The organism is Erwinia sp. E602 (genome assembly GCF_018141005.1).
Lineage (GTDB): Bacteria > Pseudomonadota > Gammaproteobacteria > Enterobacterales > Enterobacteriaceae > Erwinia.
Window position 1 is genome coordinate 4,649,479 of record NZ_CP046582.1, and the last position, 21,073, is coordinate 4,670,551.

Consider the following 21,073-nt stretch of genomic DNA (forward strand, 5'->3'; position numbering starts at 1 on the left):
CCGCCATAAAGCGATATACTCTCTGTCCCGGCAGCAACCAGATGAACCCGCGATGAAATACGATACCTCCGAACTGTGCGACATCTACCATGAAGACGTAAATGTCGTTGAACCGCTTTTCTCAAACTTTGGTGGCCGCACCTCGTTTGGTGGGCAGATCATCACGGTGAAATGTTTCGAAGACAACGGTCTGCTCTACGATCTGCTGGAAGAGAACGGGCGTGGGCGCGTGCTGCTGGTTGACGGTGGCGGCTCGGTGCGGCGTGCGCTGGTCGATGCGGCGCTGGCGCAGCTGGCGGTGCAGAACGAGTGGGAAGGGATGGTAATTTACGGCTCGGTGCGTCAGGTCGACGACCTGGAAGAGCTGGACATTGGCATCCAGGCGATTGCGGCGATCCCCGCTGGCGCGGCCGGTGAAGGCATTGGTGAAAGCGACGTGCGCGTTAACTTTGGCGGCGTCACCTTCTTCTCGGGCGACCACCTGTATGCCGACAACACCGGCATCATCCTGTCAGAAGATCCCCTCGACATCGAATAAACAAAAACGGGTGCCACAGGCACCCGTTCTCTTTGCTGGCTATAGCGGGTGCAGCATTACACCTCTTCCATTTTTCCCAGCAGCGCACGCAGACGATCCTGCCATACGTGCTGTTCTTCTTTCAGCTGCTGGTTTTCACGCACCAGTGCATCGGTGTTGCCTGACGCCTGCTGAACCTGCTGGTTCAGATTACCGTTCTGCTCTTTAAGCTCTTCAATTTCCATCTGCAGCAGCGTGATGGTATCAATCGCCTGCTGCACTTTCGCTTCCAGTTTTTCGAATACTTCAAATGACATGTTTCTCTCTCTCCTAATCGCAGGGCGTTGATTATGCTAGCCGCAGGGACAAGGGATGAACCGGTATGCCGCGGATAACACTATTCATCCGATTGTAAGTAGAGCCGCCCGTCAAGTCCAGCGATGAACCCGTCAGGGGCGTAGTCTGTAACACTTTTCAGCCTTAACCTTAAAAAGGGATTAATCCCTGCTCTGCCCAGGGTTTTAAGGAGCGCATCGGATAGTTTACGCGCAATTTAGAAACTGACATGACGAACAACAGAGGTAGAAAGACGCGTAAACGCTCATTTTTATGACGCATCACACAAATTTTGATTTCGCTATTTCTCGTTTATGTTCGTTAACGATAAATTCACAACACACCAACACAGAGTGGTGCAGATAAAAACCAGCACTATTAAAGAACATTAAACCGTTAACTCGCCTTCAGGAATTCCAACATGAGTCATGCAACAAGTACGCTAAAGGGCCAGTGCATCGCCGAGTTTCTTGGCACGGCCACCATTATCTTCTTCGGTGCCGGTTGTGTGGCTGCCGCGAAGGTGGCCGGCGCCACTTTCGGCCTGTGGGAAATCAGCATTGTCTGGGGCCTGGCGGTGGCAATGGCCGTCTACCTGAGCGCCGGCATCTCCGGTGCCCACCTCAACCCGGCGGTCAGCGTAGCGCTGTGGCTGTTTGCCAACTTCGAAGGGCGCAAGGTGCTGCCTTACGCCCTGTCGCAGATCGCCGGGGCCTTCTGCTCCGCCGCGCTGGTGTATGGCCTGTACCACAATCTGTTCCTTGAGTACGAACAGACCCATCATATGGTGCGCGGCAGCGTCGAGAGTCTCGATCTGGCCGGCGTTTTCTCCACCTACCCGAACCCGCTGATTAGCGTCGGCCAGGCGTTCCTGGTTGAGCTGGTGATCACCGCGATTATGATGGCGCTGATCATGGCCCTCACCGACGACGGCAACGGCCTGCCGCGCGGCCCGATGGCCCCGCTGCTGATCGGTTTCCTGATCGCCATTATCGGTGCTGCTATGGGCCCGTTGACCGGTTTTGCCCTCAACCCGGCGCGTGATTTCGGACCAAAACTGTTCGCGTGGCTGGCCGGCTGGGGTAATGTGGCCTTTACCGGCGCGCGTGATATTCCCTATTTCCTGGTGCCGATCTTTGGCCCACTGATCGGTGCCAGCCTCGGTGCCTTTGGCTACCGTGCCCTGATCGGCAAAAACCTGCCCGGCAAGGTTGAGGCCGTTCAGCACAAACCGACCGCCGGCGCTGCACAACGCAAAGCGTAATCCTGCTAACCGCTTATATTCAGGAACCTGAAATGACCACAGAAAAAAAATACATCGTTGCGATCGACCAGGGCACCACCAGCTCCCGTGCGGTCGTACTGGATCACGACTCCAACATCGTTGCGGTATCACAGCGCGAATTCCAGCAGATCTATCCAAAAGCCGGCTGGGTTGAACACGACCCTATGGACATCTGGGCCTCACAGAGCTCAACGCTGGTCGAAGTGCTGGCGCACGCGGACATTAACGCCGACGAGATCGCCGCCATTGGTATCACCAACCAGCGTGAGACCACCATCGTCTGGGATAAAGAGACCGGCAAGCCGATCTACAACGCCATCGTCTGGCAGGATCCACGCACCGCAGACTACTGTGCGAAGCTGAAAAAAGAGGGGCTGGAGGAGTATATCCGCAGCACCACCGGCCTGGTGATTAACCCCTACTTCTCTGGCACCAAAGTTAAATGGATCCTCGACCACGTGGAAGGCTCGCGCGAGCGGGCACGCCGTGGCGAACTGCTGTTCGGTACCGTCGACTCCTGGCTGGTGTGGAAGATGACCCAGGGGCGGGTGCACATCACCGATTACACCAACGCCTCGCGTACCATGATGTTTAACATCCATACGCTGGAGTGGGATGCGCGCATGCTGGAGATCCTCGACATCCCGCGTGAAATGCTGCCGGAAGTGAAATCCTCTTCCGAGATTTACGGCCAGACCAACATCGGCGGTAAAGGCGGCACCCGTATTCCTATCGCCGGTATCGCCGGTGACCAGCAGGCCGCGCTGTACGGTCAGCTGTGCGTGCAGCCGGGAATGGCAAAAAATACCTACGGCACCGGCTGCTTTATGCTGATGAACACCGGTACCGAAGCCGTCGCCTCTACCCACGGCCTGCTGACCACCATCGCCTGTGGCCCGCGCGGTGAAGTGAACTATGCGCTGGAGGGTGCCGTCTTTATCGGCGGTGCATCTATTCAGTGGCTGCGCGATGAAATGAAGCTGATCAGCGATTCGCAGGATTCCGAATACTTCGCCACCAAGGTCAAAGACACCAACGGCGTCTATATGGTGCCGGCCTTTACCGGCCTCGGTGCCCCGTACTGGGACCCGTATGCGCGCGGTGCCATCTTCGGCCTGACCCGCGGTGCCAATGCTAACCACATTATCCGCGCCACGCTGGAATCGATCGCCTATCAGACCCGTGACGTGCTGGAAGCGATGCAGAACGACGCCAACACCCGCCTGCAGTCGCTGCGCGTGGACGGCGGTGCGGTCGCCAACAACTTCCTGATGCAGTTCCAGTCTGACATCCTTGGTACCCGCGTTGAACGCCCGGAAGTGCGTGAAGTCACCGCGCTGGGTGCCGCTTATCTGGCGGGCCTGGCCGTGGGCTTCTGGAAAGACCTGGAAGAAGTGCGTGCCAAATCGGTTGTCGAACGTGAGTTCCGTCCGGGCATTGAAACCACCCAGCGTAACGTGCTGTACGCCGGCTGGAAGAAAGCCGTCTCCCGCGCGCAGGCGTGGGAAGAGGCTGACGATAAGTAATCCCCCCGCCCGTGGTCGCTGACCACGGGCACCTCCCCTCCCCTCCTGTGATAAACTTCCCGCCTCATTACTTCCCCGAGGCACGTCATGAAACGAGAACTGGCAATTGAATTTTCCCGTGTAACTGAAGCGGCGGCACTGGCTGGCTACAAATGGCTGGGACGCGGTGACAAAAATGCCGCCGACGGCGCGGCAGTACATGCAATGCGTATTATGCTCAACAAGGTGGATATCGACGGTCAGATCGTGATTGGCGAAGGGGAGATTGACGAAGCACCGATGCTGTACATCGGTGAGAAAGTCGGCAGCGGCAGCGGTGACGCGGTAGATATCGCCGTCGACCCGATTGAAGGCACCCGCATGACCGCCCTCGGCCAGGCGAACGCGCTGGCGGTGCTGGCGGTGGGCGATAAAGGCACCTTCCTGCACGCGCCGGACATGTATATGGAGAAGCTGGCGGTCGGCCCCGGCGCGCGCGGCGCGATCGATCTGCGCCTGCCGCTGGAAGAGAACCTGCGGCGCGTGGCCGACGCGCTGGCGAAGCCGTTAAGCGAGCTGACCGTCACCCTGCTGGCCAAGCCGCGCCATGACGCGACGATCGCCCGCCTGCAGCAGCTGGGCGTGCGGGTGTTTACCTTCCCGGACGGTGACGTGGCCGCCTCGATCCTCACCTGCATGCCGGACAGCGAAGTCGATGTGATGTACGGCATCGGCGGCGCGCCTGAAGGGGTCGTCTCCGCGGCGGCGATCCGCGCGCTGGACGGCGATATGCAGGGCCGCCTGCTGGCTCGCCACGAGGTGAAAGGCGACACGCCGGAAAACCGTCGGCTGGGCGAGCAGGAGCTGAGCCGCTGCCGCGAGATGGGCATCGCCGCCGGCGAGGTACTGACTCTGGAAGAGATGGCGCGTAACGATAACGTGATCTTCTCCGCCACCGGCATCACCAGCGGCGACCTGCTGAAAGGCATTACCCGCAAAGGCAATATGGCGACCACCGAAACCCTGCTGATCCGCGGCAAGTCGCGCACCATTCGCCGTATCCAGTCGATTCACTATCTCGAATTAAAAGACGAAAACCTGCACCCGTTTATCCTGTAATGCCAAAACGCCCCGCATTGCGGGGCGCTGTTTTTCAGCAGACCGGCGGCCCGCCCCCGACTGCGCCAGCAGCCAGTCAATCTTCCCGGTTCACCGCCTCTCAGTCTGCGACGGGTTACACCGTTTCCGTCTGCGGCTCCGGTCGCTTCGACAGCGGCAGCCAGCAGAACAGGATCAGCAGCGCGGTGGCAAACATCAGCATCCCCAGGCTGAACTGGCCGGTCTGCGGCAGCAGCGCGGAGAGCCAGGCGGTCAGTCCCGATCCCAGATTCTGCAGGCCGCCGACCAGCGCCCCGGCGGTGCCCGCCATATAGGGCCACGGCTCCATCGCCCCGGAGGTGCCCAGCGGGAACAGCATGCCGGCGCCAAAGAAGAACAGCGACGCCGGGACGATCAGCGTCCACAGGTTCATTACCCCCAGCCAGCCGGGGATCCACATCAGCGCTCCGGCCAGCAGGCAGCTGTTGACCGCGTACCACATCACCGTGTTAAACGACTTACGGGTGCGCCCGGCAAACCACGCCCCGAAGAACGCGCCCGGCAGCGGCAGAATAAACAGCAGGCTGACCGCCAGGCTGCTCATCCCCAGCACCCCGCCCATCAGCACGCCGCTGCTGGCCTCATAGACGGTGATGCCGGCGGTGGCACCGATCAGGATCAGCAGATAACGCACAAAGTTGCCGTCCGCCAGCAGCGGCCGGTAGCGGGAGAGCAGCGGCAGCGACGCCTGGCCCGCCGGCCGGGTTTCCGGCAGAAAACGGGCCATCGCCGCGGTCACCGCCAGGCACAGCAGCAGCAGGAAGGCGAAGCAGGCCTGCCAGCCGAACAGATGGGTCAGCCCGGCACCAATCGTCGGCGCAATCAACGGGCTGAACAGGATGCCCATATTCAACAGGCTGTTGGCGTGGCGCAGCGCGCTGCCGGAGTAGAGATCGCGCGGCATGGTGCGCGCCATCACCCCGGCCACCCCGGTTCCCAGCCCCTGAATCGCCGCGCCCAGCACCAGGCCATCCAGGCCGCTGGCGAACAGCGCGATCAGCGATCCCGCAATAAAAATGCCCATACCGAACAGGATCACCGGCCGGCGGCCGATGCTGTCCGACAATGGCCCGTACAGCAGCTGCGAGGCACCGTAGGTAATCAGGTAAGCGGCCATCACCCGCTGCACCGCGCCGTCAGCGACGTGGAACGCCTGCGCAATCACCGGCATCGCCGGCACATAGATGGTTTGCGCCATCTGACCAACGGCCAGCAGCGCGATCAGCATCACCAGCAGATGCCCGTTCTCAATCTTTTTCATGGTTTCACATCAGTATAATAAGTGGCAAAAAATCCCCTGAGCAGAGGATGTGCCGGAAGCCTGCGGCCAGTTGGCGGAGAAAATATCAGGACTGGGTGACAAAGCGAGGGGGCAGGTCAAAACAGGTGATACCGCACTGTCACTAATTTAGCGCAGGGCTGTAAAACATTTTTTACGTCTGGTGAAATTCGTGCGCATACTTTGTTCATAAGAGCTTTACGCCCCGCCCGCGGTGGAAAAAACGTTTACCGCTGGTGAAGATAGCCGGAAAGGCTAAATGCCCTAACCACGCTAAGGAGTTTTTTTATGGCCGTTTGGCTCAATGCTCAGGTACAACAGGTAACCAACTGGACGGACAGCCTGTTCAGCCTGACCGTTACCGCACCGATTGACCCCTTCACCGCCGGCCAGTACGCCAAGCTGGCGCTGATGATCGACGGTGAACGGGTGGTACGTGCCTACTCCTATGTTAACGCGCCGCACAACCCGAACCTGGAGTTCTACCTGGTGACCGTGCCGGAAGGCAAGCTCAGCCCGCGGCTGCACGCCCTGCAACCGGGCGACGAAGTGTTGATCACCAGCGATGCCCAGGGCTTTTTTGTGATTGATGAAGTGCCCGAATGCGACACACTGTGGATGCTGGCCACCGGTACGGCGCTCGGCCCCTATCTCTCCATTCTTGAGGAGGGTAAAGGGCTGGAGCGCTTTCAAAACATCGTGCTGGTGCACGCGGCCCGCCACGCGCAGGATTTAAGCTACCTGCCGCAGATGCAACAGCTGCAGCAGCGCTTTAATGGCCAGCTGCAGATCCAGACCATCGTCAGCCGCGAAGAGAGCAGCGGTTCACTGACCGGCCGCATCCCGGCGCTGATCGCCGACGGCCAGCTGGAGGCGGCAGTCGGGCTGACCATTGATGCCGAACACAGCCACGTAATGCTGTGCGGTAACCCGCAGATGGTGCGCGACACCCAGCAGGTGCTGAAAGAGACCCGCGAGATGCGCAAACACCTGAAACGTAAGCCCGGGCACATCACCAGCGAGCATTACTGGTAATCAGGCCGCACGGCGGGGCAGGAACACCACGTACTGCGCCGTTTTACCAAAGCGGTTATCCCCCGCCGTGCCGCTAAAACCACCGAGTTCGACCAGCATACTGACCATAATCAAGGCCGGGATAAAATGGCCAACCACCCACTGCGCCTCGCCCGGCAGCATCGCCCAGTTCCCCGCCATCAGCATCCACGCCAGGATCAGCAGCAGCGCCCACTGGCCGCCCTTATTGCGATCGTGCAGACGTTTCACCAGCACCGCGCTGGTGGGCCACAGCAGTGCCACCACGCAGAAGGCCGCGGTCTGGTTGTCCAGCCAGCCATTGGAGGCAAGGGTAAACAGCAGGGTCAGCAGCAGCAGCCAGACGGTTTGCCAGATCCAGAAGTCGCGCCGCCGCAGTCGGCCACGAAAAGAGAAACACCAGTGCTGTAAGGTCATTATTTTTTATTCCACACTCCGGGAGCCCTTTGACTTTTCAGGTCGATGTCCGTTTTAATCTTGAGCTGAGTTTACTGGTTAGGGCCGATAACATGAACAACGCGAGACGGGCAGGGATTGCCCTGCTGACCGCACTGACCTTTGCGACAGCGTATGCCGACACCGTTCCGCAGGATCGGGCAGCCCCTCTGCCGTCGGCACCCTATCTGCAGGCCGGCGCGCCGGTCTTTGATATGACTATCGGCCAGTTCCGCGAAAAGTATAATGCTGCCAACGTAACGTTACCGTTAGGTGAATATCGCGCCATTGACACGAATGATGATAAGAGCAATCTGACCCGCGCGGCCAGCAAGATTAATGAAAATCTTTATGCCTCCACCGCGCTGGAGCACGGCACCGGTAAAATCAAAACGTTGCAGATTACCTGGCTGCCGATCCCGGGGCCGGACCAGAAGGCAGCATATGATAAAGCGCTGGCCTATATGGCGGCGTTTGTGCGTTTCTTTGAACCGATGCTCAGCGCCGAACAGAGCCAGAAACGGGTAAGCACGCTGCTGAGCAAAGGAAAAGGCGTTCGCTACTACCAGCAGAGTGAAGGAGCGCTGCGCTATATTGTCGCCGATAACGGCGAAAAAGGGCTGACCTTCGCCGTCGAGCCGCTGAAACTGGCGCTGGCAACCCCTTGAATCGTTTCAGTCAAAGCATGACGAAAAGCAAAGCCTTTCGACTGTTTGATCTCTATACTGTCGGCAGACAACGCTGCCAGCCGGCAGCTTTCATACTCTCTAAGCGTGGAGGATACAATGCGACATCCATTAGTGATGGGTAACTGGAAATTAAACGGCAATAAAAACCTGGTCAACGAGCTGATCGCCGGCCTGCGTACCGAGCTGAGCGGCGTTGACGGTTGTGGCGTGGCGATTGCCCCGCCGACGATCTATCTGGATCAGGCGAAACATGCCATCTCCGGTAGCCATATCGCACTGGGCGCGCAGAACGTTGATGTGAACCTGTCAGGTGCCTTCACCGGTGAAGTCTCCGCTGACATGCTGAAAGACGTTGGCGCACAGTACATCATCATCGGCCACTCTGAGCGCCGCACCTACCACGCTGAGAGCGACGAGTTTATCGCGAAGAAATTCGCCGTGCTGAAAGCGGCGGGTCTGATCCCGGTGCTGTGCATCGGTGAAACCGAAGCGGAAAACGAAGCGGGTAAAACCGAAGAAGTCTGCGCACGTCAGATCGACGCAGTGCTGACCACCCAGGGTGCAGACGCCTTCAACGGCGTGGTGATCGCCTACGAACCTGTCTGGGCGATCGGTACCGGCAAGTCAGCAACCCCGGCCCAGGCCCAGGCGGTGCACAAGTTTATCCGTGACCACATCGCTAAGCAGGATGCAGCCGTGGCCGCTCAGGTGATCATTCAGTACGGCGGTTCTGTTAACGACAAGAACGCCGCCGAGCTGTTTGCTCAGCCGGACATCGATGGCGCGCTGGTTGGCGGCGCCTCACTGAAGGCCGACGCCTTTGCCGCGATCGTCAAAGCAGCCGCCGCAGCGAAAAACGCCTAAGCCTGCTCAGCCCTGCCCCTCCCGGGGCGGGGTAATTTAACCAAACCGCTCCACCAGCTGCTTCAGCCGCAGCGCACTCTCTGCATAGCCCACACGTGGCAGCGTCGTCACGCTGAGGACCAGCCCACTGCGCGGTGCCGGATTTTCCTGATACCACATCGACAGCGGCGACGGTGCCATGCCACAGCTCAGCGCTTCACGGGCAATCAGCGTATCACGGGTGCCCACTGGCAGATCGACCACCACGCTCAGCGCGGCCTGTGACAGCTGTGAAAAATGCGGTGCCAGCGCCTCCAGCATCAGCGCCAGCCGTTCGGCATACAGCCGTTTCATCCGCCGCAGGTGGCGCATAAAATGCCCCTCATGCAGAAATTCCGCCACGGCGCGATGCAGCACCGCTGACGACGCCGGCATCAACAGCGCGGCCACCTCGCCAAAGGTCGCCGCCAGCGCTTCCGGCACCACCAGATAACCCAGCCTCAGCGTCGGGCTGAGGTTCTTGCTGAAGGTGCCGACGTGCAGCACCCGTTCACTATCCAGCGCCGCCAGCGCGGGGGCGGCACGCCCCTGCAGCTGCAGTTCGCCCAGATAATCGTCCTCGATAATCCAGCCCTGCTGCCGGTGCGCCCAGTCCAGCAGCGCGCGGCGGCGGGAGGATGACAGCGTCATGCCCAGCGGCGCGTGCTGGCCAGGCGTCACCAGCGCCACACGAGCCTCGGGTGCCAGCCGCTCCCCTTCCCCGACGCAGATCCCCTGCTCATCGACCGGTACGGGCACCCCCTGCACGCCAGCCAGCGCCAGCGCCCGCCGTGCCAGCAGATAACCAGGATTCTCCAGCCACACCTGCTGCCCGGCCAGCCGCAGCCCCAGCACGATCAGCCCCAGCGCGCCGGCGTAGCCGTTGGTGATAACGATCTGCGCGGGCTGGCAGTGCATGCCGCGGGCGATCGCCAGATAGCTCGCCAGCTGCTGGCGCAGCGCCGGGCTGCCGCGCGGATCGGCGTAGCCCATCGGCTGGCTGGCCATCTGGCGGGCATGGCGGCTGATGATGCGTGACCAGACTTTGGCCGGAAAGGCGTCGCTGGCGGGTGCCCCCATCTGGAAGGTCAGCGGCGGTACGTCGAAGGCGTGGACCATCTCCGCCAGCGGGGCGATCGCCTCGGCTGCCGGGGCCACCCGCGCAGGCAGCGACGGCACGCCGCTAACCCAGGTGCCAGCGGCCCCTCTGCTTACCAGCAGCTGGCCGTCCACCAGCCGGTCGTAGGCGGCACGCACCGTGCCACGCGCCACGCCGAGCTGCACCGCCAGGTCGCGGCAGGAGGGCAGCCGTGCGCCAGCCGCCAGTCGGCCGTCGGCAATCGCCTGCTGCATTTCGTTATGGATCTGTTCGGCCAGCGTCAGCCTGCCGCCACGCCGCAGCGTAATCCCCAGCGGCACGGCGTTCGATGGACCACTGTGGTTGTTATTTCCTGGCACTGTTATGGCTCCCCGTACCCGGTGAAAATAGCGCCCATGTCGGAAACGCTTTCCGACAGCCATCCCCTTTTACCGGAGCGAATTATGAGTGAACGCATTGATTTTTATACCTCGTCACCTGCAGGGATGAAAGCGCTGGCCGGCGTACACGACTACGTCAGCAGATGCGACCTGGATCCGAGCCTGGTGGAACTGGTTTATCTGCGCGTGTCTCAGATCAACGGCTGCGCATACTGTATTGATATGCATACCAAAGCGTTACACAAAGGCGGCATGCCGTGGGACAAAATTGTGCTGACCCAGGTGTGGGCCGAAGCGGGCAACTGGTTCTCCGCCGCCGAGCGGGCCGCGCTGGCCTGGGCGGAGTCGCTGACGCTGATTGCACAAACCAACGCGCCGGAAGTCATCTTTACGCAAATGCAGGCCGAATTCAGTAACAAAGCGATCACAGACCTGACCGTCGCGATTGGTTTGATGAATGCCTATAACCGCCTGGCGATCAGCCACCGCAAGCTGCCGGACAGTGCACCGCGCGATTAAATTTCGACCACTCAACGACTTACCCATTTTTCACTGTGCCTTTGCCCTAACCCCTGCGGGTCATAACTGTGACCCGTATCAATGTTACTAATTTTCACCCCGCCATCATTCTCATTTTTCATCCTTAAACACTTTTTTAAATACCCTATAACAATGGTATATTTCTAACACCTTTGAACATTGATTAAACAAACAGCACAGCTGTGCGTAGATCTGTGAGCAACCCTGAAAGAACGAAGCAGTGCAACTGGTTCCCCAGAAACCGGATCTGTTTCAACCGCTTAATATGTTGAATTTATTCAGCATTTGGAGATGTCGATTCATGCGCAAGAAGGAAGTACTGGGGGCCGAACGTCAGAACGGTCCTGGCTTTTCCAAAAAAGCCTCAGCGGTCGATGAGAAAAGCGTCGACGTGTTACTGATCGGCGGTGGCGCGATGAGCGCGACCCTCGGAGCCTACCTGCAGGAGCTGGAGCCCAACTGGCGCATCAGCATGGTAGAGCGCCTGGATCGGGTGGCTGAAGAGAGTTCGAACGGCTGGAACAACGCCGGCACCGGGCACTCTGCGCTGATGGAACTGAACTACACGCCGGAGAAGGCCGACGGCGCAATCGACATCACCAAAGCGGTAGAAATCAACGAAGCGTTCCAGATTTCACGTCAGTTCTGGGCGCACCAGGTGCAGCGCGGCGTGCTGCGTAATCCGCGCAGCTTTATCACCAGCGTGCCGCACGTCAGCTTTGTCTGGGGTGAGGAGAACGTGGCGTTTCTGAAAAAACGCTACGCCGCCCTGCAAAACAACAGCCTGTTCCGTGGGATGGACTACTCGGAAGATGCCGCAGAGATCCGCGAATGGATCCCGGTGGTGATGGAAGGCCGCGACCAGGGTCAGCGCGTCGCCGCCACCCGCATTCCGATCGGTACCGACGTTAACTTCGGTGAAATCACCCGCCAGCTGATCGCCTCGCTGCAGAAGAGCCCGAACTTTGAGCTGCAGAGCCGCCACGAAGTGCGGGCGATTAAACGCAACGCCGACGGCAGCTGGAACGTCACGCTGGCCGACCTGAACAACGGCAACCGTGAGTCGGTGACCCGCGCGAACAAGGTGTTTATTGGTGCGGGCGGCGCGGCGCTGACCCTGCTGCAGCACTCCGGCATTCCGGAAGCGAAAAAATTTGCCGGTTTCCCGGTGGGCGGCGAGTTCCTCGTCACCGACAACCCGGAGGTGGTGAAGCGCCACCAGGCCAAGGTGTACGGTAAAGCCTCGGTTGGCGCGCCGCCGATGTCGGTGCCGCACCTCGACACCCGCACGCTGGACGGCAAACAGGTGCTGCTGTTCGGGCCGTTCGCCACCTTCTCTACCAAGTTCCTGAAGCAGGGGTCGCTGTGGGACATGTTTGGCTCGGTAACCCCGTCTAACGTGCTGCCAATGATACGCGTGGGGCTGGACAACTTTGACCTGGTGAAATACCTGGTCGGCCAGGTGATGCTCAGCGAAGACGACCGCCACAAGGCGCTGTGCGAATACTTCCCGGAAGCGAAGAAAGAGGACTGGCGTCTGGTAAAAGCCGGGCAGCGCGTGCAGATCATTCAGCAGGATCCGCACAAGGGCGGCGTGCTGAAGCTGGGTACGGAAGTGGTCACCTCAGAAGACGGCAGCATGTCAGCCCTGCTGGGCGCATCGCCGGGTGCCTCCACTGCCGCTCCGATCATGCTGGAGCTGATGGGTCGGGTATTTAAAGAAGAGATGGCCAGCCCGGCCTGGCAGAGCGCGCTGAAAACCATTATCCCGTCCTGGGGCCAGAAGCTGAACGGCAACGTGGCGGCAACGGAGAAAGTGCTGGCCGATACCAGCCAGATCCTGCAGCTGGACTACGCGCCGCTCAGCGCGGCGAACGACGAGAACTCAGCAGCGGCGGCGGTTGTAGGTAAATAATCTCCGGGCGCAGCGCAAAGACACAAAATGCGTCGTCTGTTGTAACACTGTGCACGGCTCAGGGAGCCTGTACCCTCTGCAAGGGTGAAAAAGGCATCGTCTGCTGTAACACTGTGCACGGCTCAGGGAGCCTGTACACTCCGCAAAGACGCAACAAGCGTCATCCCTGACAGCTCAGCGCGGGCCATCCGTGGCCCGCGATGCTTTGCTCCGTGTACAGGCTCCCATCGCTTCATATTGCTGAGTTGCCTGAAGGAAGATCAGCCTGTCCGCGTTCCGGATATACCCGATACGCCGGGCACGCGAACCGGCAGCGACCCGCACGTAAAGCGATTACAGCCGTCAGGCCAGCCTTAGCGCATCCACCAGCATCCACAGGGTGGTGGCCAGCAGCGAGAACGCCATCAGGCCGTTAAACAGCTGCAGCTTCCACGCCACCTGCAGGTGCCTGCCCAGCCGATCGCCCAGCGCGGCCCAGATCAGAATGCAGGGCAGGTTGAGCAGCATAAAGCTGAGCATCACCGTCAGAATGGTGTTGTTGACGGTGTACATCAGCGCGACGTTGGTCGCCATCAGCCACGCCTTAGGATTCACCGCCTGAAACAGCGCCCCGCCGATCGCCGTCATCGGCCGCGCCTTCTCGCGCAGTTCCGGCGCGCCGGAGCGGAAGATTTTCCACGTCAGCCACAGCAGATAGCCGCAGCCCAGCAGGGTCAGCGGCAGGCGAATCGCCCCCATCCAGCTCAGCAGCACTTCTAACAACAGGCCGGCAAATACCGTCTGCAACGCGCAGCCGATCAGAATACCGCTGATCATCGGCAGCGTCCGCTTCAGCCCGAAATTCACCCCGGAGGTGGCGAGCAGCAAATTGTTGGGGCCTGGCGTGATCGACATCACGGTGACATAGCTGAAAAAAGAGGGGTCAAGCATGGGTGCGCTCCTGCGGTCTGAGAATGGACTTAGTGTAATCAGCGCCGACAGATGGTAACAGATGCAGAAAATGAGTATTGTTATGGGTACAAACAGGCCTGTCAGAACATTGTACCCATCATTCGTGGAGAGCACTGTGTCCATCAACGATCCCCAGACCACCCGCTACCACCAGCTGGCAGAAACGCTGGCCGCCGCGATTCACCAGGGCACCTTTACGCCCGGCAGCCGCCTGCCCGCCATTCGTCGCTGCGCCGCCAGCCATCAGGTCAGCGTCAACACCGTGCTGACCGCCTACGGCATGCTGGAAGATCGCGGGCTGATCGAAGCCCGCCCGCAGTCCGGCTACTACGTGCGCGACGCGCTGCCCTCGCTGACCCGCCAGGCGCAGCCGCGCAGCCACGTGCGCTCGCCGAGCAGTGAAAAGCTGGATCTGATCGACACGGTGTTTGCCGCGCAAAACCATGCGGAGTTCACCAATATCTCGCTGGCCTGTCCGCAGAACAGTGACTTCTTCCCGACGGCAAAGCTCAGCGGCATCATGCGCACCCTGCTGAAGCACGAGCCGGACCTGATCGCCCGCTACGCCCTGCCCCCCGGCAGCCTGCGGCTGCGGCGGGAGATCGCCCGCCGCTCGCTGGACCTCGGCATCCACGTCAGCAGCGAGGAGGTCACCCTGACCCATGGCTGCATGGAGGCGCTGCAGCTGGCGCTGCGGGCGGTCACCCGCCCCGGCGACTGCGTCGGGGTCGAGACGCCGACCTATTTCTATCTGTTCCCGCTGCTGGCCAGCCTTGGCCTGAAGGTGCTGGAGATCCCGACCGACCCGCAGTACGGGCTGTCGCTGGACGCGCTGGAGCTGGTCCTGCAGGAGCAGCGCATCCAGGCGCTGATTGCCATGCCCAACGTGCAGAACCCGCTGGGCAGCAGCATGACGCTGGAAGCGAAGAAACGGCTGGCGCGACTGGTCAATCACTATCAGGTGCCGCTGCTGGAAGATGGCCTGTACGCCGAGCTGCAGTTCTGCTGGCCGCTGTCGCCGGCGGTAAAGGCGTTTGACGAGCACGGCTGGGTGCTGTACTGCGCCAGCTTTACCAAAACCGTGGCGCCGGATTATCGCGTCGGCTGGATCGCCGCCGGCCGCTTCAGCGACGCGCTGGCGCGGCTGAAGGCGGTGTCGTCGATGTCGGAATCGCGGCTGCTGTCAGAAACCCTCGGCCACTTCCTGGAGTCCGGCGGCTATGACCACCATCTGCGCTCGCTACGCCGCCGCTACGCCGCGCAGCTGGAGGAGGCGCGCGGCATTATCGCCCGCCACTTCCCGCAGGGCACCCGCGCCACCCGGCCGAGCGGCGGCTTCGTGTTCTGGGTGGAGCTGCCCGGCGGGGTGGACTGCGTGGCGCTGTTCCACCGCCTGCTGCAGGAAAAAATTTGCCTGACCCCCGGTGCGCTGTATACCCTCGGTGAGCGCTGTAATAACGCGCTGCGGCTCTCCTGCTGCTACCCGTTTGACCAGCGTTACACCTGGGCGCTGCAGCGCACCGGTGCGCTGGCGTGCGAAATGAGCGGCATCGCCGCCGGCGTAGGCTGACGCCTTCCTCTGAGATCAAGGAGCTGTACCGATGAATTCTGCCTGGCTGCGCGCCACCCCCACCTACGGTGACAACGCCATTCCACTGTTCTGCATTCCCCATGCCGGCGGTAACGCCTCGCTCTATCATCCGTGGCGGGCGCTGCTGCCCGCCGGCATTCGCCTGGTGCAGGTCTGCCTGCCCGGCAGGCTGGAGCGCTTTCGCCACCCGATGCCGGACAGCTTCGACGCGCTGACGCAGCAGCTGGCCGACGCCATGCTGCCGGCGATCGGCGCGCGCTGGGCGATTTTTGGCCACAGCATGGGGGCTACGCTGGCGCATGAGGTGGTACTGGAGCTGTGCCGGCGCGGTGCCAGCGAACCGCAGCTGCTGGCCGTTTCCGGCCGCGGAGCAGCGCAGTTTCACCGGCCGGGGCAGGTGCATCTGCAGGACGATGACGCGCTGTGCGCCGAGCTGATCAGGCTGGACAGCAATAACGCCCAGGTGCTGGCGCAGGCCGAGCTGCGCGAGGTGATCCTGCCCGCCATCCGCGCCGACTACCGGCTGATCGAAACCTACCCGGCACGGCCGCAGGGCGTGCTGCACTGCCCGCTGGCCACCTTCAACGGCGACAGCGACCCGGAAGTGGACGACGCGTCGATCGCCGGCTGGCGGCAGTGGAGCCACGGCCCGTTCCACCGCTACGCCTGGCCGGGCGGGCACTTCTATCTGCATCAGCAGCGGGCGGCGATCGTTGAGGCGATCGGTAGCCTGCTACTGCACGATTAAGGCGTGCCGTTCCGTACCCACAGCGGGCACTTCTGCCTGCATCAGCACCGCGCGGCGATCGCAGAGCCCCCTGGCAGCCCGCGACTCATCGCCTGACGGAACCGGCTCTAAGGTGTGCCGTTGCGGCCCCACAGGGTGTAACCGGGGCGAGCCGTCAGCCGCTCATAATAGGCGCGCACCGCCGGTAGCTCCGCGTGCTCCATCGGCGTTTCGTACCAGCGGTTTACCGACAGGCCGATCGGGATATCGGCCAGTGAGAAGGCGTCGCCGGCGACAAACGCGTTGGTTTTCTCCAGCTGCTGGTTAAGGATACCCATGGTCCAGGTCCAGCCCTTACAGGCGGCCGCCAGCAGCTGCGCATCCTGATGCGCGGGAGAGTTGCGCACCAGCGACATAAAGGCGTAGCGCCAGGCGGTGTTCAGCTCGGTGGCCTGCCAGTCGATCCACTGGTCAACGCGCGCCCGCGCCTGCGGGCTGGCCGGGTAGAGCCATTCGCCGCCGCAGGCATTGGCCAGATAACGGATAATGGTGTTCGACTCCCACAGGGTGAAATCGCCGTCCTGCACCACCGGGATCTGCGCGTTCGGGTTCAGCGCCAGGAATGCGGGCTCCTTCGGCGAGCGGAAGCCATCGCCCCACTCTTCCCGTTCAAAATCGATCTGCAGCTCTTCACACAGCCACAGCACTTTTCGTACATTGATCGATGACGCTCTTCCCAGTATTTTCAGCATTAAATCATCACCTTTCATCAGCTATGCATTATTAATAGTCATTATCTCCGGCACTGACAACCGTTGTTTACTTCGCCTGTACAGTCGGGCGTGGCACACTGAAGCAAACTCCTCACTCACAGGACCCGTTATGACGCAGTTACGCCCTTTTAAACAGGTTGATGTCTTTACCTCCACCCCCTGCAATGGCAATCCGCTGGCGGTGGTTATTGATGCCGTCGGCCTGAGCGATGCGCAAATGCAGGCGTTCGCCCGCTGGACTAACCTGTCGGAAACCACCTTTGTGCTGCCCGCCAGCGATGCGGCCGCCGACTACCGGGTGCGCATTTTTACTCCGGATATGGAGCTGCCGTTTGCCGGACACCCGACGCTGGGAACCGCCCACGCCCTGCTGGAGAACGGCGTTACGCCGCATACCCCCGGCCAGATCGTGCAGCAGTGTGAGATTGGCCTGGTGACGGTAAAAATTGCCGACGACGGTGCGCTGGCCTTTGCCGCCCCGGACGCGATTCTGACGCCGTTCAGCGACGCACCGATCGGCAGCGCGCTGAACAGCGACGCGCTGGAAGAGCAGCTGCCGGTAATGGTGGCGGATATGGGCATCCGCTGGCTGCTGGTGCCGATGGCGTCCAGTGATGCGGTGCTGTCGATTAAACCGGATGCGGTGGAGTTTGCCCGGCTGGTGAAAAAAGCGCGGGTGAATGGCGTGATGCCCTTTGCACCGCTGAAAGGCGAGAGCAACTGCTGGGAGGTGCGGGCGCTGCTGATTGAGCAGGGCTCGCTGACGGAAGACCCGGTCACCGGCAGCGCCAACGCCTGCCTGGCGCGCTACTTCCAGGCACGCGGCGTGGAGCTGGATTACCAGGTCCATCAGGGAACGGCGATGCAGCGAGCCGGGCGTCTGAACGTCAGCTACCGCGCTGATGGCATCTGGATCGGCGGCCAGACGGTCACGCTGATCGACGGCAGCGTGCGCCTCTGACACCGCTGCCCGGCGTTTTTGCCCGTCCCCGGATGGGCAGTATTCTGCTGTGCCCCGCTGCCCGGCGGCACTTACAGGAACATGCCGCCGGAAGCCTCGATGCGCTGACCGTTGACCCAGCGGCACTGCTCGCTGAACAGCGCGACCACCGCATGGCCGATATCATCCGGCTGCCCGGCCCGCCCCAGCGCGGTCTGGGCGGCGACAAAGGCGTTCAGCGCCGCATCATCACGCACCCGGCCCCCGCCGAAATCGGTCTCGATCGCCCCCGGTGCCAGCACGTTAACGGTAATGCCGCGCGCGCCCAGCTCCTTCGCCTGATAGCGGGTCAGCACCTCAATCGCCCCTTTTACCGCCGCATAGGCCCCCGCCCCTGGCAGGGTAAAACGCGCCAGCCCGCTGGAGACGTTAACGATGCGCCCGCCGTCCGCCAGCAGCGGCAGCAGCTTCTGGGTCAGGAAGAACGGCCCCTTAAAATGCACCGCCACCAGCTGGTCGAACTGCGCTTCAGTAGTTTCCATAAACGGCTGATGCAGGCCGGTGCCGGCGTTGTTTAATAAATAGTCGAAACTGTCGCGTTGCCAAATCAGCGCCAGCTGTTCTTTCACCGCCGCCGCAAAATCATCAAAGCGGCTGCTGTCGGCAACATCCAGCTGCAGCGCCAGCCCGCGCGCTCCCAGCGCCTCAATCTGCCGTACCGCCGCCTGCGCCTGCTGCTGCTGGCTGTGATAGGTCAGGATGACGTCGATGCCTTTTTCAGCCAGTTTTAACGCTGCATTCAGGCCTAAACCGCGGCTGCCGCCGGTAATCAGGGCAATTTTTTCAGACATTTTCTCTCTCCGGGCGTGGGTTGTGGACAAAAAGAAGGTTATTACGCGTCAGACGATCTATAAATAGGGGTAAATACGATTCACTGTTTCATTTGCAACAACAAAAGGCGCAGGAGATGGATAAAATTCAGGCAATGCGGCTGTTCGTGCGGGTGGCTGAAATGCAGAGTTTCACCCGCGCCGCCGAGAGCTGCGGCCTGCCGAAAGGCAGCCTCTCGCGGCAGATCCAGGCGCTGGAGAACCATCTCGGCTCGCGCCTGCTGCACCGCACCACCCGCCGCGTGCAGCTGACCCAGGATGGCATGGTTTACTTTGAGCGCTGCCGCGACGTGCTGGCCACGCTGGAGGAGATGGACTCGCTGTTTCAGCACGACCCGGCCACGCTCAGCGGCCGGATTCGGGTAGATATGCCGGTCAGCCTCGCCAGCCAGTACCTGATGCCGCTGCTGCCGGACTTTATGCGCAACTATCCCGGCATTGAACTGGATCTGAGCAGCAGCGACCGGCGGGTGGACGTGGTGCGCGAAGGGTTTGACTGCGTGGTGCGTGTCGGCATGCTGGAGGACTCCGGGCTGATCGCCCGCCCGCTGGGTACGCTGACCCAGATTAACTGCGCCAGCCCGGACTATCTGGCGCGTTTTGGCACGCCGACCACGCTGGAGTCGCTGTCGCTGCACGCGATGGTGCACTACAGCCAGCAGCCCGGCCTGCAGCCGGAAGGTTTTGAGTACTACGACGGCAAGTTTACCCAGCTGATTAAAACCGGCGGGGTGATCACCGTGAACAGCACCGAAACCTATCGCGCCGCCTGCATCGCCGGGCTGGGGATTATTCAGGTGCCGAAGGTCGGGGTACAGAGCGCGCTGCAGGAGAAGAAGCTGGTGGAGGTACTGCCGCTGTTCCGGGCGCGGCCGATGCCGGTTTCCCTGCTCTGGCCGCACCGCCGCAATCTGGCGAAACGTGTCCACGTGTTTATCGAGTGGTTAAGCCTCGCTCTGAAACGTTACGTCACCTGACCGACAGACTATAATTTCATGTTATCGGTAAATTTCAAGGATATGACCCATGACGGACAGTCAACAACGCGCGCCTCAGCGTCCGGCCAAAGCGGAAAAACCGCTGATCAACATTAAAACCGGCAATCGCACGGTGGATAAGTCCATCACCCGGGTTTCCCGGCTGGTCAGCTGGTTTCAGGCTATTCCGGCGGTGGCCCACTTTCTCCGCGCCGGCGAGCGTTTTAATGACCGCCTCGGCAGCCAGTTTGGTGCTGCCATCACCTACTTTTCGTTCCTGTCGCTGATTCCGATCCTGATGGTGTCTTTTGCCGCCGTCGGCTTTGTGCTGGCCTCCAACCCCGATCTGCTGACCGGGCTGATCGCAAAGATGGTCGGCAGCATCAGCGACCCGGCGCTGGCCGCCACCCTGAAAAGTACGGTGAATACCGCGGTGCAGCAGCGCACCACGGTCGGCCTGACCGGGCTGCTGGTGGCGCTCTACTCGGGGATCAGCTGGATGGGCAACCTGCGTGAAGCCATTCGCGCGCAGTCGCGCGACGTCTGGGAGCGCACGCCACAGGATCAGGAGAAAATCTGGTTTAAATACAGCCGCGATTTTATCTCGCTGACCGGGCTGGTGCTGGCGCTGATTATCACCCTGTCGCTGACCTCGGTCGCCGGCGCGGCGCAGGCGGCGATTGTGCGGGCGCTCGGGCTGGAGGGAATTGAATGGCTGCGCCCGGCGATGACCGTTATCGCGCTGTCGATTTCGATCTTCGCCAACTACCTGCTGTTCCTGTGGATCTTCTGGATCCTGCCCCGTCACAAGCCGCGCAAAAAAGCGCTGCTGCGCGGCACACTGCTGGCGGCGATCGGCTTCGAGGTGATTAAGTTTATCATGACCTTGACCTTGCCCAAGCTGGCCTCGTCGCCTTCCGGTGCCGCCTTCGGCTCGGTGCTCGGCCTGATGGCGTTTTTCTACTTCTTTGCACGCCTGACCCTGTTCTGCGCCGCCTGGATCGCCACCGCGCGCTACAAAGACGACCCGTTACCGGAAGAAAAAGCGTCGCGTTAAGCGCAGGGCAGCGCGATCGTTCAACGCGCTGCCTGCGGTTCAGATGCCAGAGGTTCAGGTGTCAGGGGTTCAGATGCCAGAGGTTCAGATGCCA

The 21,073-nt window shown here is 61.3% G+C and carries 21 protein-coding genes; 14 read left to right on the top strand and 7 right to left on the bottom strand.

Annotation, left to right across the window (positions count from 1 at the left end; all coding sequences use genetic code 11):
* Positions 1-52: 52 nt before the first annotated feature.
* Positions 53-538 carry a ribonuclease E activity regulator RraA gene (gene rraA, locus GKQ23_RS22890; RefSeq protein ID WP_056233687.1) on the top strand — a complete coding sequence of 162 codons (486 nt, stop codon included), beginning with the start codon at positions 53-55 and terminating at the stop codon, positions 536-538.
* 56 nt (positions 539-594) lie between these two features.
* On the opposite strand, the gene zapB is transcribed toward rraA, so the two are convergent.
* Entirely contained in the window at positions 595-834 is a 240-nt protein-coding gene (gene zapB / locus GKQ23_RS22895) for a cell division protein ZapB (protein ID WP_056233685.1), read from the bottom strand.
* A gap of 440 nt (positions 835-1,274) precedes the next feature.
* Between zapB and GKQ23_RS22900 the strand changes: the two genes are divergently transcribed.
* The 3 genes from GKQ23_RS22900 (at position 1,275) to glpX (ending at position 4,762) form a co-directional block, all read left to right on the top strand.
* Complete coding sequence (locus tag GKQ23_RS22900) at positions 1,275-2,117, top strand: MIP/aquaporin family protein (protein WP_056233683.1); 843 nt, start codon at positions 1,275-1,277, stop codon at positions 2,115-2,117.
* A 32-nt stretch (positions 2,118-2,149) separates the two neighbouring features.
* The gene (glpK, locus tag GKQ23_RS22905) at positions 2,150-3,664 is read left to right on the top strand and encodes a glycerol kinase GlpK (protein ID WP_056233681.1); all 1,515 of its coding nucleotides are present in this window, start codon (positions 2,150-2,152) and stop codon (positions 3,662-3,664) included.
* Positions 3,665-3,751: 87 nt separating this feature from the next.
* Positions 3,752-4,762, top strand: a complete 1,011-nt coding sequence (gene glpX, locus GKQ23_RS22910) for a class II fructose-bisphosphatase (RefSeq protein ID WP_056233679.1) — start codon at positions 3,752-3,754, stop codon at positions 4,760-4,762.
* A 115-nt stretch (positions 4,763-4,877) separates the two neighbouring features.
* On the opposite strand, the gene emrD is transcribed toward glpX, so the two are convergent.
* Positions 4,878-6,062, bottom strand: coding sequence for a multidrug efflux MFS transporter EmrD (gene emrD, locus GKQ23_RS22915; protein WP_056233677.1), 1,185 nt, complete (start codon positions 6,060-6,062; stop codon positions 4,878-4,880).
* A gap of 306 nt (positions 6,063-6,368) precedes the next feature.
* Here emrD and fpr point away from each other — a divergent pair, with 306 nt between their 5' ends.
* Entirely contained in the window at positions 6,369-7,115 is a 747-nt protein-coding gene (fpr, locus tag GKQ23_RS22920) for a ferredoxin--NADP(+) reductase (protein WP_212409503.1), read from the top strand.
* On the opposite strand, the gene GKQ23_RS22925 is transcribed toward fpr, so the two are convergent.
* Positions 7,116-7,550 carry a DUF805 domain-containing protein gene (locus GKQ23_RS22925; RefSeq protein WP_101506231.1) on the bottom strand — a complete coding sequence of 145 codons (435 nt, stop codon included), beginning with the start codon at positions 7,548-7,550 and terminating at the stop codon, positions 7,116-7,118.
* A 92-nt stretch (positions 7,551-7,642) separates the two neighbouring features.
* On the opposite strand from GKQ23_RS22925, the gene GKQ23_RS22930 reads away from it, so the two are divergent.
* Both GKQ23_RS22930 and tpiA read left to right on the top strand, forming a co-directional pair.
* Positions 7,643-8,236 (top strand): DUF1454 family protein, encoded by a 594-nt coding sequence (locus tag GKQ23_RS22930; RefSeq protein ID WP_056233672.1) that lies wholly within the window; start codon positions 7,643-7,645, stop codon positions 8,234-8,236.
* A 117-nt stretch (positions 8,237-8,353) separates the two neighbouring features.
* Positions 8,354-9,121, top strand: coding sequence for a triose-phosphate isomerase (gene tpiA / locus GKQ23_RS22935; protein ID WP_056233670.1), 768 nt, complete (start codon positions 8,354-8,356; stop codon positions 9,119-9,121).
* Between the two features lie 36 nt (positions 9,122-9,157).
* Here tpiA and GKQ23_RS22940 read toward each other — a convergent pair whose 3' ends face one another.
* Positions 9,158-10,597 (bottom strand): PLP-dependent aminotransferase family protein, encoded by a 1,440-nt coding sequence (locus GKQ23_RS22940; protein ID WP_101506230.1) that lies wholly within the window; start codon positions 10,595-10,597, stop codon positions 9,158-9,160.
* 84 nt (positions 10,598-10,681) lie between these two features.
* Here GKQ23_RS22940 and GKQ23_RS22945 point away from each other — a divergent pair, with 84 nt between their 5' ends.
* Positions 10,682-11,137 carry a carboxymuconolactone decarboxylase family protein gene (locus tag GKQ23_RS22945; protein WP_212409504.1) on the top strand — a complete coding sequence of 152 codons (456 nt, stop codon included), beginning with the start codon at positions 10,682-10,684 and terminating at the stop codon, positions 11,135-11,137.
* Between the two features lie 322 nt (positions 11,138-11,459).
* The gene (gene mqo / locus GKQ23_RS22950) at positions 11,460-13,073 is read left to right on the top strand and encodes a malate dehydrogenase (quinone) (protein WP_212409505.1); all 1,614 of its coding nucleotides are present in this window, start codon (positions 11,460-11,462) and stop codon (positions 13,071-13,073) included.
* A 342-nt stretch (positions 13,074-13,415) separates the two neighbouring features.
* On the opposite strand, the gene GKQ23_RS22955 is transcribed toward mqo, so the two are convergent.
* The gene (locus GKQ23_RS22955) at positions 13,416-14,003 is read right to left on the bottom strand and encodes a LysE family translocator (protein ID WP_212409506.1); all 588 of its coding nucleotides are present in this window, start codon (positions 14,001-14,003) and stop codon (positions 13,416-13,418) included.
* Positions 14,004-14,139: 136 nt separating this feature from the next.
* Here GKQ23_RS22955 and GKQ23_RS22960 point away from each other — a divergent pair, with 136 nt between their 5' ends.
* A complete protein-coding gene (locus GKQ23_RS22960) occupies positions 14,140-15,594 on the top strand; it encodes a PLP-dependent aminotransferase family protein (protein ID WP_056233657.1) in 1,455 nt (484 codons plus the stop codon).
* A 31-nt stretch (positions 15,595-15,625) separates the two neighbouring features.
* Entirely contained in the window at positions 15,626-16,363 is a 738-nt protein-coding gene (locus GKQ23_RS22965) for a thioesterase II family protein (RefSeq protein WP_212409507.1), read from the top strand.
* 107 nt (positions 16,364-16,470) lie between these two features.
* Here GKQ23_RS22965 and GKQ23_RS22970 read toward each other — a convergent pair whose 3' ends face one another.
* Entirely contained in the window at positions 16,471-17,094 is a 624-nt protein-coding gene (locus GKQ23_RS22970; RefSeq protein ID WP_212409508.1) for a glutathione S-transferase family protein, read from the bottom strand.
* 130 nt (positions 17,095-17,224) lie between these two features.
* On the opposite strand from GKQ23_RS22970, the gene GKQ23_RS22975 reads away from it, so the two are divergent.
* Positions 17,225-18,076, top strand: a complete 852-nt coding sequence (locus GKQ23_RS22975) for a PhzF family phenazine biosynthesis protein (RefSeq protein ID WP_212409509.1) — start codon at positions 17,225-17,227, stop codon at positions 18,074-18,076.
* A gap of 71 nt (positions 18,077-18,147) precedes the next feature.
* Here GKQ23_RS22975 and GKQ23_RS22980 read toward each other — a convergent pair whose 3' ends face one another.
* The gene (locus tag GKQ23_RS22980) at positions 18,148-18,906 is read right to left on the bottom strand and encodes an SDR family NAD(P)-dependent oxidoreductase (RefSeq protein WP_212409510.1); all 759 of its coding nucleotides are present in this window, start codon (positions 18,904-18,906) and stop codon (positions 18,148-18,150) included.
* Positions 18,907-19,022: 116 nt separating this feature from the next.
* On the opposite strand from GKQ23_RS22980, the gene GKQ23_RS22985 reads away from it, so the two are divergent.
* A complete protein-coding gene (locus GKQ23_RS22985) occupies positions 19,023-19,922 on the top strand; it encodes a LysR family transcriptional regulator (protein WP_056233648.1) in 900 nt (299 codons plus the stop codon).
* 49 nt (positions 19,923-19,971) lie between these two features.
* Positions 19,972-20,979 carry an inner membrane protein YhjD gene (yhjD, locus tag GKQ23_RS22990; protein WP_101506226.1) on the top strand — a complete coding sequence of 336 codons (1,008 nt, stop codon included), beginning with the start codon at positions 19,972-19,974 and terminating at the stop codon, positions 20,977-20,979.
* Positions 20,980-21,073: the final 94 nt, after the last annotated feature.

Coding starts and splice junctions, on each gene's coding strand:
- GKQ23_RS22980 (WP_212409510.1), bottom strand. CDS start 18,906: ATGTCTGAAAAAATTGCCCTGATTACCGGCGGCAGCCGCGGTTTAGGC.
- glpX (WP_056233679.1), top strand. CDS start 3,752: ATGAAACGAGAACTGGCAATTGAATTTTCCCGTGTAACTGAAGCGGCG.
- GKQ23_RS22925 (WP_101506231.1), bottom strand. CDS start 7,550: ATGACCTTACAGCACTGGTGTTTCTCTTTTCGTGGCCGACTGCGGCGG.
- GKQ23_RS22955 (WP_212409506.1), bottom strand. CDS start 14,003: ATGCTTGACCCCTCTTTTTTCAGCTATGTCACCGTGATGTCGATCACG.
- GKQ23_RS22900 (WP_056233683.1), top strand. CDS start 1,275: ATGAGTCATGCAACAAGTACGCTAAAGGGCCAGTGCATCGCCGAGTTT.
- zapB (WP_056233685.1), bottom strand. CDS start 834: ATGTCATTTGAAGTATTCGAAAAACTGGAAGCGAAAGTGCAGCAGGCG.
- GKQ23_RS22975 (WP_212409509.1), top strand. CDS start 17,225: ATGACGCAGTTACGCCCTTTTAAACAGGTTGATGTCTTTACCTCCACC.
- glpK (WP_056233681.1), top strand. CDS start 2,150: ATGACCACAGAAAAAAAATACATCGTTGCGATCGACCAGGGCACCACC.
- fpr (WP_212409503.1), top strand. CDS start 6,369: ATGGCCGTTTGGCTCAATGCTCAGGTACAACAGGTAACCAACTGGACG.
- mqo (WP_212409505.1), top strand. CDS start 11,460: ATGCGCAAGAAGGAAGTACTGGGGGCCGAACGTCAGAACGGTCCTGGC.
- GKQ23_RS22945 (WP_212409504.1), top strand. CDS start 10,682: ATGAGTGAACGCATTGATTTTTATACCTCGTCACCTGCAGGGATGAAA.
- GKQ23_RS22970 (WP_212409508.1), bottom strand. CDS start 17,094: ATGCTGAAAATACTGGGAAGAGCGTCATCGATCAATGTACGAAAAGTG.
- GKQ23_RS22930 (WP_056233672.1), top strand. CDS start 7,643: ATGAACAACGCGAGACGGGCAGGGATTGCCCTGCTGACCGCACTGACC.
- GKQ23_RS22965 (WP_212409507.1), top strand. CDS start 15,626: ATGAATTCTGCCTGGCTGCGCGCCACCCCCACCTACGGTGACAACGCC.
- yhjD (WP_101506226.1), top strand. CDS start 19,972: ATGACGGACAGTCAACAACGCGCGCCTCAGCGTCCGGCCAAAGCGGAA.
- rraA (WP_056233687.1), top strand. CDS start 53: ATGAAATACGATACCTCCGAACTGTGCGACATCTACCATGAAGACGTA.
- GKQ23_RS22985 (WP_056233648.1), top strand. CDS start 19,023: ATGGATAAAATTCAGGCAATGCGGCTGTTCGTGCGGGTGGCTGAAATG.
- emrD (WP_056233677.1), bottom strand. CDS start 6,062: ATGAAAAAGATTGAGAACGGGCATCTGCTGGTGATGCTGATCGCGCTG.
- tpiA (WP_056233670.1), top strand. CDS start 8,354: ATGCGACATCCATTAGTGATGGGTAACTGGAAATTAAACGGCAATAAA.